The 12596-nt window shown below is 40.5% G+C and carries 15 protein-coding genes and 1 tRNA gene; 3 read left to right on the top strand and 13 right to left on the bottom strand.

The annotated features are described in order from the left end of the window. Positions 1-345: 345 nt before the first annotated feature. Positions 346-585, top strand: coding sequence for a DUF6061 family protein (locus tag LI112_RS17035; protein WP_015515240.1), 240 nt, complete (start codon positions 346-348; stop codon positions 583-585). A 167-nt stretch (positions 586-752) separates the two neighbouring features. Here LI112_RS17035 and LI112_RS17030 read toward each other — a convergent pair whose 3' ends face one another. After that, entirely contained in the window at positions 753-1445 is a 693-nt protein-coding gene (locus tag LI112_RS17030) for an ABC transporter permease (protein ID WP_005334737.1), read from the bottom strand. A 1-nt stretch (position 1446) separates the two neighbouring features. After that, on the bottom strand, positions 1447-2235 hold the full coding sequence (locus tag LI112_RS17025) for an ATP-binding cassette domain-containing protein (RefSeq protein WP_227191141.1): 789 nt from the start codon (positions 2233-2235) through the stop codon (positions 1447-1449). Positions 2236-2362: 127 nt separating this feature from the next. Between LI112_RS17025 and LI112_RS17020 the strand changes: the two genes are divergently transcribed. Beyond that, positions 2363-2451, top strand: a tRNA-Ser gene (locus LI112_RS17020). Between the two features lie 177 nt (positions 2452-2628). Here the strand turns inward: LI112_RS17020 and LI112_RS17015 are convergent. From LI112_RS17015 to LI112_RS16965, 11 genes are all read right to left on the bottom strand, one after another. Continuing rightward, entirely contained in the window at positions 2629-3795 is a 1167-nt protein-coding gene (locus LI112_RS17015; RefSeq protein WP_227191140.1) for a site-specific integrase, read from the bottom strand. Between the two features lie 91 nt (positions 3796-3886). Continuing rightward, positions 3887-4105 carry a helix-turn-helix domain-containing protein gene (locus LI112_RS17010; RefSeq protein WP_087375964.1) on the bottom strand — a complete coding sequence of 73 codons (219 nt, stop codon included), beginning with the start codon at positions 4103-4105 and terminating at the stop codon, positions 3887-3889. After that, entirely contained in the window at positions 4102-4467 is a 366-nt protein-coding gene (locus tag LI112_RS17005; RefSeq protein ID WP_117705380.1) for a type II toxin-antitoxin system PemK/MazF family toxin, read from the bottom strand. Before LI112_RS17005 ends, LI112_RS17010 begins: the two co-directional genes overlap by 4 nt. A 577-nt stretch (positions 4468-5044) precedes the next feature. Beyond that, a complete protein-coding gene (locus LI112_RS17000) occupies positions 5045-5473 on the bottom strand; it encodes an ECF-type sigma factor (protein ID WP_227191139.1) in 429 nt (142 codons plus the stop codon). Positions 5474-5965: 492 nt separating this feature from the next. Continuing rightward, positions 5966-6139: a cysteine-rich KTR domain-containing protein gene (locus LI112_RS16995; RefSeq protein WP_227191138.1), complete on the bottom strand. Its 174-nt coding sequence runs from the start codon at positions 6137-6139 to the stop codon at positions 5966-5968. A gap of 34 nt (positions 6140-6173) precedes the next feature. Next, positions 6174-6635, bottom strand: a complete 462-nt coding sequence (locus LI112_RS16990; RefSeq protein WP_227191137.1) for a GNAT family N-acetyltransferase — start codon at positions 6633-6635, stop codon at positions 6174-6176. Beyond that, the gene (locus LI112_RS16985; protein ID WP_330664236.1) at positions 6632-7006 is read right to left on the bottom strand and encodes a cytidine deaminase; all 375 of its coding nucleotides are present in this window, start codon (positions 7004-7006) and stop codon (positions 6632-6634) included. The genes LI112_RS16990 and LI112_RS16985 overlap by 4 nt, the downstream gene beginning before the upstream one ends. Positions 7007-7040: 34 nt before the next feature. Further along, positions 7041-7478: an N-acetyltransferase gene (locus tag LI112_RS16980; protein ID WP_227191136.1), complete on the bottom strand. Its 438-nt coding sequence runs from the start codon at positions 7476-7478 to the stop codon at positions 7041-7043. Next, positions 7475-8698 (bottom strand): MFS transporter, encoded by a 1224-nt coding sequence (locus LI112_RS16975; protein WP_227191135.1) that lies wholly within the window; start codon positions 8696-8698, stop codon positions 7475-7477. Before LI112_RS16975 ends, LI112_RS16980 begins: the two co-directional genes overlap by 4 nt. Positions 8699-8951: 253 nt before the next feature. Further along, positions 8952-10871, bottom strand: a complete 1920-nt coding sequence (tet(O), locus tag LI112_RS16970; protein ID WP_014636291.1) for a tetracycline resistance ribosomal protection protein Tet(O) — start codon at positions 10869-10871, stop codon at positions 8952-8954. A gap of 366 nt (positions 10872-11237) precedes the next feature. Beyond that, positions 11238-11612 (bottom strand): TnpV protein, encoded by a 375-nt coding sequence (locus tag LI112_RS16965; protein WP_001140406.1) that lies wholly within the window; start codon positions 11610-11612, stop codon positions 11238-11240. An 84-nt stretch (positions 11613-11696) separates the two neighbouring features. Between LI112_RS16965 and LI112_RS16960 the strand changes: the two genes are divergently transcribed. Beyond that, the gene (locus tag LI112_RS16960) at positions 11697-12416 is read left to right on the top strand and encodes a transposase (protein ID WP_227191134.1); all 720 of its coding nucleotides are present in this window, start codon (positions 11697-11699) and stop codon (positions 12414-12416) included. Positions 12417-12596: the final 180 nt, after the last annotated feature.

Below are 12596 nucleotides of genomic sequence, written 5' to 3'. Positions count from 1 at the left end.
CAAAGGATTCTATCTCCTCTGCGCCCTAATGCTTTTCGGATTCAGTTCAACAAACATGAATTGAGATTTCATGTATTCCAAGGGATTTAATAATTGTTATATTTTATTATCAAATATCTCTCAAGCCTTTGAAAACACTAAGTTTGGCGCAGGTGAGCTTTCCCTTATTGTTTCCCTTGTGTTATATCGTCCCACCAGTGTTTACGAACTCTGATAAGGGCAAATACAAGGGCAAAAAAACTGATAACACATTATAGCACAAAATGAAAATGACATGGTGAACTGATTGAAACGCTTCTGATTTTGTAAGAAATGATTGATTGAATGATAAGGAGATTTGATACAATGAGAACAATATTTGCAGAATACAATCCACAACGTAATAGTGTTGATGTTTATACCTCTGCGAGCTATATGCTCCGCATTGACTGTTGGGAAGCAGAAAAGAATTTAAAAACTACGCCTGGCTCAGATTGTGCATTAAATGCACTTGCAATTGATGAACCGCTTGAATATGTACGATTATATCTGGATGGGAATATGCAGATGTGGGTAGATGCGGAAGATTCATTGGAAATCTTTTAAAATAATCCAAACTTACGTCAGCTACCACATACATGTAAGTTGTCATCTGTTTGTGTAATCACTAAAAACATTGACTTTAAAAATCAAAGCCGCCGTTATATAAATACATGAAATTGAATCTGCTTTGCGACGGCTTTTTCTTTTACCATTTGTAAAAATAGAAATAATCAATATAGTTCAGGCACTTTTCTTTTAAAGATAAGTAGTGTAGCAATGACGGTAACAATAGCAACTAAGATAACTTGCATTATGGACTCCTGATTGGTTGTGTTTTTGGTGATAATAACTTGCCGTAACACAATAACAATCAAAGAAGTAACGATTGTTGCAGGAACAGATTTTCTGATCATGCCAATAATAAATGACCACAGAGACAGCACCATACATATAATCACAGTGGTTATTGCCATTGGTATCCATGTTCGGAGCATTGATGGTTGAAATGTTCCCTCCAGCATATTAAAGGATTTATCCGCAAATATAATATAACTGCTACAACAGATATATCCAATCGTCATTGAAATCGCTGTATAAACCATGATTATAGTTAATTTGCTGGCAATCAATTTTATTCTGTTTAAAGGATAAGAAAACATAATCGTAATTGTTCGATGATTATATTCTCCAATAACCAGCTTTGCCGTTAAGACCGACGAGTACACAAGAAAAATGAATGACATCAATAAGCCAATGACAAGGTATGTGCTTTCAAATGTGTCTTTGACCTGTTTGGGGTCTGTCATGCTATCCCATAAAGATATTGTAATGAAAAGGATGCTGAAAAGAATTGCGGCAAACATAAAGATAATATTTTGTGCAATACCAAATTTTTTCAGTTCCAGTTTGATCAAATGTGTCATCTCATTTTTCCTCCTCTGTAAGCTGGAAAAAGAAATCTTCCAGTGTGTCTTGCTTGCGTCCCATGCTCTCCAAACCAATCCCGTTCTCAATGATGGCTTTTGACAGAGCTTTACCTGAAATATCAGAATCATAAATGTGGATAAATTCTTTATCTAATACACTAAAATTCGTGATTCTCATGTTTTCAAGCAGTGCAGCAACACGAGTCACATCGTCAACCTGCAAGCTGATATAATCTGTTTGATGCTTATGGATTTCTTCGATAGTTAATTCTGTTAAGAGTTTTCCGTGTTGAATAATTCCAATCGTATCAGCAAGAAGATCCACTTCGGATAGAATGTGGCTGGATATAAAAATAGTTGTTCCATCTTCTTGATTTAGCCGTTGAAAAAGGGTTCGCATTTCACGAATACCCTCAGGGTCTAAAGCATTGATCGGTTCGTCTAAAATCAAAAATTCTGGCTTTGCCAGAATAGCTCTTGCAATAGCAAGTCGTTGTTTCATACCCAACGAGTAATGACAAACTTGTTTTTTCTCGACATTCTGCAAGTCCACCAAATGCAAAACCTCATCGATTCGTTCCTTGTTGGGAAATCCCATATACTCACAGTGCAGCTCTAAGTTTTGTCTGGCAGTCATTTTATCGTAAAAGTATGGATTCTCAATAATAGAACCAACCTTTTTGAATATTTCATAACTGTGACTGGTAACTTTTTCGCCTAAAAGCTGAACCTCTCCAGCATCTGGCTGGATAAGACTCGAAAACGAATGCCCTTTTTGGAAGCTCACCTCTGAAAAACCTTGATTTTACGGGGCTTTTCAGCTATCATTGAAAAGTAAATATCCCTTAGTTCTCTCCATCAGTTCTCTCCTTTTTCCGAGGTGTTTTTGAGGGCTGATGTGAAGATAAATACACGGAGTGGTATCGAAGTGGTCATAACGGGACTGACTCGAAATCAGTTGTACCTTCGGGTACCGTGGGTTCGAATCCCACCCACTCCGCCAGAAAACTCAGTCTGCAAGCGGTTTTTGCCGTTTGCAGGCTTTTTCTTTTTTCTGCACCTTTGGGATTTTTCCGTGAGTTCTCTCCTGAAAATCGGTAGTTCTCTCCTAAATTTTCTGAGATTTGAACTCTGGATATGTAGTTGGCGTATCTTTATGTGAAGCGATACGCCGCAGAAGCTATGAAATAACCTCTAATGCGCCACTCAGACCGTTTACCATTGCGTCAGCCGATGACAGCTTGGAATTGTAATCCAAATGGGCATATACATTTGCCGTAGTTGAAAAATCGCTGTGTCCGAGCCATTCCTGTATCTGCTTCATAGGAACACCGTTTGCAAGAAGCAGCGAAGCACAACTATGGCGCAGGTCGTGGAAACGAATGTGGCGCAAATTGTTCTTTTCAAGCAGCTTTGGAAATGATGCTGTGAGATAGTGCGGAGAAATCAATGTCCCCATCTCATCTACGCAGATATACTCCAAATACTTTTTGTTGTAGCATCGTCCGCATACTCGCCTGTATTCTTCCTGCTGTTCCTTGAGCTTTAGCAGCTTCTCTTTGAACGCAGGAACAAGGGGCAGCGTTCTCATACTCGACTTGGTTTTGGTAGTATCCTGTGCTATCTGGATATGCTTGCCGTCAAGGTTGCAGGAAGTAACGGTGTGCCTAATGGTAATCGTATTGTTTTGAAAATCAATAGCGTCCCATTTTAAGCCCAGGGCTTCACTTCGCCTTAGTCCATAGAAAGCACCGAGAAAAATCGGTATTTCAATCAGCGTTCCTTTGGCGGCTTCAAATAATGCCTGTACCTCGTTGCTATCATAGAAGCTGCCGATAAATTTATCAGCTTTAGGGCGTTCCACTTTATCCGCAGGGTTGACAGAAATAAGGTCAATCTTTACGGCATATTTCAAAGCCCGATGGATAACGGAATGGTAGTGGATAACCGTATTGGCTTTTACTCGCTTCAACTGTTTCATATAAAAAGCCTGAATGTCTGTCGCCTTTATTTCGGAAAGTGTGATTTTTCTCTCCTTGAAATACGGAATGATAACGCTCTTTGCCATACCTGAGTACGATGAGTATGTGGTAAGTGCGATAGTTGGCTTTGCGATTTCCAACCATTGAAGCAGAAAATCCGAAAACAGCATATCCTCCTGTATGGGTTTGCACTCAGGAACAAAGGTCTGCCTTGTTTCCATCAACATTTTTTCCGCTTTCTTTTTATTGCCCTTGACAGGCAATCCTGTCGGCAACCACTTCGTTTTTCTTTTTCCCGCAGCATTGGGATAGCTCAAAACCATATAAAAATAGCCTTTTTTCTCTTGCAGATGTCCTGCTACCATAAATTTAACCTCCTTTGCGTAGCACCGACTTCTGCTGTTGACCATATACATTGTAGCAATTTAAGCCAAAGAAGTCGAATGTGCAAATTCTTTAATTCTCCGCATTTCGCAGACCTAACCTCAAATAAGAAAGAAGATGGGCTTTCGGTACTTTGTACGCTCTGCCCACCTTCAGGTGTTCTATTTTGTTTTCACGGAGTAATTGATAACCTGTTTTTGTGCTGACACCAAGCGCCTTGCTCATTTCATCAACGGTTAAAATGTCTGGGTATTCTTTTAAGACTAACGCATATATATCTCCAAAGTTCATAAGCTCCTCCTTTTTTCAACTCCGATACTGATGAGGAGAGGAAATTCAAGCGATTTCAAATACTGCTCATCAAGGTGTGTGAGATGTTCTTTCAAGCGGCTTTTATCAATCGTGCGTAACTGCTCAAAGAGAATGATTGAGTTCGCAGGAAGCCCCTCAATTTGCCCCAAATATAAGTGTGTAGGTAATTTCTTCTTTTTGCGTACACGGCTTGTTATGGCGGCAATAATGACCGTAGGACTGTGCTTGTTTCCTATATCATTGGAGATAACAAGTACAGGTCGTGTTCCTCCTTGCTCCGAGCCGACAACAGGGTTTAAGTCTGCGTAGTAGATGTCACCACGCTTAATTGTTTTATCCATTAGTTTGACCTCCTATCTGGATATAAGCAGGCAAGTTCTGCCTATGTAATCAGCCAAACACAAGGAAGTTTTTAAGGTCGGGAGAGCATAAACAATTCTCTGTTTCCATAGACCGCCTTGTATTTGGCTTTATGATAGAAGCATCTCTATTTGTCCTCGACACCCCAAGATGCAAATGCGTTTCACGCAGGGAAGTCGCCAAACGGTCAGCAGCGAACTGACGCCACGGGATTTCCACCCCAACTGACGGTCTGCCAGAGCCGCCCTCATTGCCTGCGACGGTTTTATCACGCTCGGACTGTGACTGGACGGGAGTATCATTATCCTCTTTGTGGGTTACGGCGAAATCGGGAGCTACCCGATATTTTGAGTAGGTAGTTATCGCTCTCTGCCTTACGGCAGGTCGTGGCGTACCTCTCAACACGCTTATGCTTATCACAATCACAAAGAGAAAGTATTTGGCGAATGATTATTCGATTGACAAGGAACAATTCTGTTTTCGCCACACAAAGGAAAACAGGGTGTGAGGATTTTGTCCTCTCACCCTGTAGCCCGTGGGGAACTGCGATTTTCCCCTCTATTCAAAAAACTTTTTTAATTTTTCTTTGAGCCTGTCCATTCGCCTGTAAACAGCCTTCTCGGTTATGTTGAGAGAGTGTGCTATTTCACGGGTAGAATAGCCTTGTATTTTCATTAAGGCGATTTGCAAGGTCAGCTTGTCCACATTCATCAAAACCTGATAGAGCTGCTGATTTTCAATGCTGTCCAGAAAGTCCTCTATGGTCTTTATTTCGGGCTGCTGCGTATCATCTGCAATTCCCTCAAGGTATGTACCTGCTTCCTGCATACGCTGATAGTACCGCCTGTCCGAATTGAAAATCGCCCAATCGTGGGTGCGGAGCGTTTCGATGGTGCTTTCATCAACACCGAGCTTCCTCAACTGCTTTTCTTCGGCTTCTTTCCAGAGCCGCCATTTCTTTTCTTCTCTGGCTTTGTTGTAAGCCATACTGATTTACCTCCAATCTGATTTTTTTTAAAAATCCAGATTGAAAGGCGGCGAACGGCAACCAACACCAGATATAGGCTTGCCTTTCTTTGCGACAAATAACGACAAACAAAAAACCGCAAAGGTAGTCATACCTTTGCGGCTATAAGCGATATAAACTCTATTATATAGATATTTGACTTCTATTTCGAGGGCGTAAGAGTGCCACGAGCAACTGAGGATTTTTTTAACAGGTTATCCTCACTTAATCGTGATACTATGTAAGATAATTGCTGCTTCTGATAAGCAGCAAGGCGGTCACGGCAGACCAGCGCATAAAAAATCCCTCCAAACTCAAAACGGGTTTAGAGGGCGTTGATAATTTTGTTCGGGCGTGACAGAGCAGCCCACCAAAGCACCGTTTTTTTTATTTGGTGGGTTTGTCCAACCTATGTTTATGAAAAGAAAAAGCCGACAAACTGTGATTACTCACAAGTTCATCGGCTCTGCGTCTTATGCGTCTGGCTCTTTGATTACTGTTATATGTAATTCTTTTGCTTTAATTAGTGTTTCCTGCTTGCATTTCGGACAGTAGAGAGGATAATTTATCAAGACGGTATCCATTCTAAGTCTATCACGAGTTTTGTTCTTACAAACAGGACAGTATATCCATTCTGCTTGTTCCATTCGTCCATCTCATTTCTATAACATGGTTATCTTCCTATATTTTTGCTCTCATTATTTTTGTACACTCGACAAATTGCAAGCTCTTATATATTTCAATAGCACTTCTATTTTGCGATACTACAGATAGTTCTATATATTCAGAGCCTCGCCTTTTTGACCAAAGTTTTGCTTCTTCAATCAAAGCCCTACCAATGCCTTGCCCTCTATAAAGGTCGCTAACGACAATATCCATCAAGAGGGTATAGCGGTGAGGAACTATACAGGCATATGGCGGTGTATCAAGTTGTTGCACTAAAACAAATCCAATTATTTGTTCATCTTCTTCCGCAACTAAAATATCTTTGGTATCACTATTTATAACTGATTTCAAAAAATCTACATCTTGGTCAGCTTTCCGATAATATTCAATTTGTAGTTCAGCCATAGTTTGAAATAAGGTTCTATATAATGTGCTGATATTACTTATATCAACCAACTTTGCCAATCGTATTTTCATTCTTTATCTCCTCTTGTGTTATATGTTCCCCACCAATTTGGGCATAAGTCTTTTAATTGCCTTACTTCTGCCTTTTGATAATCAATTAAGATTTCAATTTCACCTGCCCATTGTCCCAACTGCATCATAAATTCACAGCAAGCACCACACGGCAGAGACATAGTTCCGTCAGACATAACGACTGCTAATTTTCGGATTTCACTTTCACCACAAGTAAGCATATGTGCAATCGCATTTCGTTCTGCACACATTCCCAGAGAGCAAGCAGTATCTATACAGATGCCCGTATAGATGTTACCGCTCTTCGTCATAAGTGCTGCTGCAACCTGTCCTGCTTCAATATATCCAGACACCATCTTCGGCTTTAACACGCTATTTGCTGCCTCATAAAGTTGTTCCCATACATTAGTTATTTTCCATTTTTTCTTTCCAAATCATTGTATATTCCGTTTCTCCTGTGGCTTCATCAAGTTCTTCTGACAATATTGAAAACCCTTCTCGGAGATAAAATGAAACAGCCCGCTTATTTTTCTGATACACACCTAATGATAATGTGCTATGCGTTTGCTTCACATATTCTAAAAGATGCTTGCCAATCCCGCAAGAGCGACATTTTCTATCTACAAAAATTCCTGCAATGTATCCGTCTGTAATACCGATAAATCCCCGTATTATCCCATCTTTTTCATAGACAAAAACCTCTGCTTGTAACAGTTGCTCCTGCACCATAGAGAAATTGGAACACCAATATTTTTTGGAAATGAACGGATGTGCGTCCTCATTTCCGTTCAACCATATTTGCATAACCTGTTCGGTATCTGCTGTTTGAAATTCTCGAATCATCTTTCTTGCCTCCTATGTTTTGCTGCATATCGAATTAAAACAAGCGTGGTAAGTGTAAGCATACAAAGTCCTGATATGAAAAACCAGACATTTACCCCTACTTTTTCCGCAATCGGGCTGCTAAAAAGCAATCCAACAGGCATAGGAACAGAAGAAATCAAGGTAAGTACTGAAAAGGCACGCCCCATTTTTTTAGGAGCAACAGTTTCTTGTATATATGCTGTCAACGGTATTGTGTGAACATTCTCTGCCACACCCAAACACATACAAGATGCCGCAAAGAAAAACCACCCTATATAAACTGGCGGTATCACTCCGCAAATGACAGATGCAATGCCCATTCCAAGCAAACCAATAAAAGAAACTCGGATTTTTCGCTCTACTTTTAAAACGCTCGAAAACAAGAGCGATGATACTATCATGCCAATTGCAAAAGACAACTCTACTGCACTTCCGTACATTGCGGACAAATCGAAATAATCGCTTGTCATCAATGGATAAAACGATGATAATGGTGCATAAAAGAACATACAGAGCGCTTCTGCAATGACAATATAGAACAGCTTTTTATCTTCTCTGAACACCTGTAATCCCTCTTTTATCTCTGTAACAAAGCGTTGTTTTTCATTTTCTGTTTTTTCCAGTTTCGGGATTTTAACAACTGCTAAAGCTACACTTGCCAAAATTGCTCCGACAACATCACTCATCAATACGACTGACATCGGAAAAATCGCATATAAGGACGCTCCGATAACTGGACCAAGCAGGAACGAGCCAGAATTTAACAACTGCATCCAACCATTTGTTTTTACAAGCTGGTCTTTTGGCACGAGCTGTGGAATGATTGACTGTATTGCAGGCTGCTGAAATGTACTGCCTATTCCACGAACACAAAGCATAACAAATACTGTCCATACAGGTAAATCGAGAAAGAACAACAGCACTGCGTAAATCAGTGCAATCATTCCCATCGTCATATCCGAAAAGATAGAGATAAACTTTCGGTTATAGCGGTCTGCTGCAATTCCTGCTATCGGACTGAATAAAGACATTGGAAGATAAGCTACAATTCCCGATATTCCAAGCATTAATGGTGAAGATGTTTTTTCGGCAAGCCACCAAATAAGTGCGAACTGAACGCCTTGGCTTCCTAACATTGAAATCGCTTGCCCTAAAGCTACAACAATAAATTGTGATTTCCATTTTTTATTTTTTCCCATATCAAATTGTCCTCTCATTTCAAAATTGTTTTACTTTTTAATAGGGGACAATATCAAGTATGATATCCCCTTACTCAAGTGATGCCGACATCAATCCACCTTCTTTCAAAAGATAATTTGTTTTCTGTTTTATAAGATGTCTTTTAAGTATTTTTTTAGCCCATCACGGTATTTCTGCGTAAGTTCTAAATACTGCTGTTGTTCCTCTGGTGTCCATTCATTCCAGATTTTATTTTCCGCTTCATACAAGCTGTTAAGCTAACTTGTGGAACATATGCCGAACCTTATCTATACGGCTATTCGGGCGGCGGGGTTGGCAAATAAATTTACCAATAGCTGGCTGGTATCCTTTTAACTCTGTCAAGCAGACTCCCTGCCCATTTGTGAAATAAGTTAAATCGTTCCTGTATTCTTGAATACATCTAGCAGGGATTTCTCCTTTCAGAATGACCTCGTCATTCTTTATCTGAGTACTTACAATATCTGCACAATACCTTGGAGCATCATGATACGCCCGTGAGAGATATTCCTGCGGTGCATAAATTTCAAAGTGGAGATATGGCTCTAATAGTTCTGTCCCTGCTTTTTTTAAAGCCTGCTCCAATACGATAGGGGAAAGCAGCCGAAAGTCTGCGGGGGTACTTACAGGACTATAATACAATCCATATTCAAAACAGATTTTACAGTCTGTCACTTTCCATCCATACAGCCCCTGCTCGCAGCCATAAAGAACCCCCTCCATAACCGCATTTTGGAACGATTGATTTAAATATCCAAGTGAAACTCTGCTTTCATACTGCACTCCGCTTCCAATAGGGAGCGGCTCTATGGACAACCCGACAGAAGCCCAGAAAGGATTTGGCGGGACTTCTATGTGGATGGTATATTCTGCTTTTCTAAGCGGTCTTTCCATATATATAACAGTAGGCTCTTTTATTTCTGCCTCCACATGGTATTTTTCCTCAAGGATGGCACAAATGACTTCCATCTGCACATTCCCCAAAAAAGAAAGTATAATCTCATGCGTTGTAGTATCCACATAATATTTTAAAAGAGGGTCGCCATCTGAAATTTCTGTAAGTGCCCCAAGCAATATTTCCCGCTGTTCAGATTTCTTTACTGCAATCGTTGTTTGGAGCATAGGGAGAGGATTTTCAATAAATTTTCTCTGCGGCAACAGCATTTCGTTCCCCAAAATACTGTTTAGCTGCAAAACATCATTTGGTAAAATTACAATATCACCAGAGCAGGCTGTATCGGATGAATATAATTCACCGTTTGTCGGAACACACATCTCTGTGATTTTTATTTTCTCTTTTTCAGATATTTTAATAACATCCCTCAAATGCAATGTTCCGCTATATATACGCACATAAACAAAACGCCGCCTTTTCTCTGAATATTCAATCTTAAAAACCTGCCCGCATAGTTCAGATTGACCTTCAGGCGTTGATGAATAAAACTTACTGGCAATCACTTCTATAAGCTGCCGAATCCCCAGATTGTTTTTAGCACTTCCGTGATAAACGGGAAATAACGTTCCGTTTTGGAATCTCCTGTTTTCTTCCTGTTCCAGTTCTGACATTTTAAACGGTTTCCCTGACATATATTTCTCTAATAGTTCATCGTTTCCCATAATTACCGCATCCCACTGTTCCATATCGTCATTGTCCGTTACATTTATATGGGGATGCTGCCCAACCTTTTGCTTCACTATAATTTCCGAAGAAAGCTTTGCTTTCATTTCTTGATATACCATTGGCAAATCAATCCCCTCTTGGTCAATTTTATTGATGAAAAAAATTGTCGGAATCTTCATTGTCTGTAGTGCATGAAACAGTATACGGGTCTGTGCCTGTATGCCATCCTTTGCAGAAACTAATAATACTGCTCCGTCTAATACGGATAAAGAACGGTATACTTCCGCCAAAAAATCCATATGGCCTGGCGTATCTATAATGTTGACTTTTACATCCTCCCACTGAAAAGATGTCACTGCTGTCTGGATAGTGATTCCCCTTTGACGCTCCAAATTCATTGTATCTGTCCTTGTTGTGCCTTTATCTACGCTCCCTGGTTCTGCAATTGCACCACTGGTATACAATAAACTCTCCGTTAATGTTGTCTTTCCTGCGTCAACGTGAGCCAGAATGCCTAAGTTAATTATTTTCATGTGATTTTCCTCCTATCAACACCCAAAAAAGGGCATAAAAATACCCAGTGATAAATACTCCTATCACTGGGTAAATAACTCCAATAGCCCCAAAACACTTATATGTTTTCGGGCATATAAAATTACATGATAAAAGTATTCTTAAACTGGGTACAAAAAACTAAGCCCCATATTAAAAGTGAAACGGGACTGCTACTTTTTGTTCCCACTATCAAATTGACAGTTTATTTAAGAATACCTTGCCGCATATTTATTAACTCCTTGTATAATACTGAATCTAATTATATTCCTTAACCCTTTATTTGTCAAGCTGACAAACTAAAGCAGAAAAAGCGGCAGGATTTCCCCCTGCCACTAATCATCTGTTTATGCAAAAATAATTTCCTTTTCCACAATCTCCCTCGCACAAGCCCTTATGTTATTGAGGCATCCTGTCCATTCTAAGGCGTTTTCTGCCTTTAGCTGTTCCGTTATGCCCTGTGCCTGTTTCATACCCTCTATGAGCCTTTCAAAGCGTTCCTGTGCCTGTCTGTCAATGTCGGCAAGGTAAGCGTTAAGTCTGCCGCTTGTAAGAAGATTGGTGTATGTAACTTTGCAGTGATGCTTCAGATAATCCAAATGCCGCTGTCCCCAGATGCCTATCGGCTGTTCTTCTTCGGCGGGTACAGTTAAGCACGGTATTAAATAATCGCCTTGCCTTTCGTATTTGCCGCCCATTTCCTCAAAAATTGTCTTTGCCATTGTCTGTTACCTCCACATTCTTTTTTATTTTGAATGTCCGCAAAATCCGTCCTACATCAGCTGCTCAGCCTTCTGGATGAAACAATGCCCGGCATTACGACCATTCTTCCTCTTAAAAGCAGAGATCCCGACAACTGTGTGCTTCTGCGTTTCATTAAGCGTTTCAAGTCTTTCGATGTAATCCGTAAGATGGGCAAGACACGTTTCCTGGACAGCTATCAAGTCCTAGTCAAAAAGACCAAGGATCGTTTTGCCGGTTCTAAGGGACTGGCTATCTATGAGCTGATCCTTAACAGTGTTACCACCCGTGGAGAAAATCCCTTATCCGCAATGACTCAGGATCAATGTGTTGATCTCGTATCCACATCTCAGAAAGCTGCCGATGAGATCAATCTTCAAATGCGGATCATAGCAGAGACCATGCCGGAGTACAAAGTGCTTCGTTCTATGGCCGGCGTGGGGGACCGACTGGGACCGATCATTCTTGGAGAAATCGGTGACATTCGCCGTTTTCACAGTGGCAAAGCACTCAATGCTTATGCCGGCAATGATGCTCCGCCATATCAGTCCGGACAATTCGAGAGCCGGAATCGTCACATCTCCAAACGTGGCAACCCGGCTCTCAGAAAAGCTTGTTTTGAGGTAATGCAGGCTCTCAAACTGACAAAACCTCAGGACGATCCTGTTTACCTTTTTCTGCTCAAAAAGGAACAGGAAGGGAAACCATACAACGTAGCCAAAATGGCTGCCGTCAATAAGTTTCTGCGGATCTACTACGCTCGTGCAATGGAGTTGTACAAGTAAATCTGTCCGCTTTCATTATAGCTGTTAACTGCCGGCCTGCAACAGCAGGTCTTATTAAGGTTACTCTCTTTTTTGTTCTCAAGGTTCTCGAAATCTTCAAAAATCTGCTTGACAAACATTAGCAAGATTTCTATTTTCGTTTCCATAGCATAGTGTACTCTTTTTCACCAGTAGCTTCAT

Source organism: Blautia sp. 210820-DFI.6.14 (genome assembly GCF_020558815.1).
Classification (GTDB): Bacteria; Bacillota; Clostridia; order Lachnospirales; family Lachnospiraceae; genus Blautia_A; species Blautia_A obeum.
This window is presented reverse-complemented; position numbering and strand designations above follow the sequence as displayed.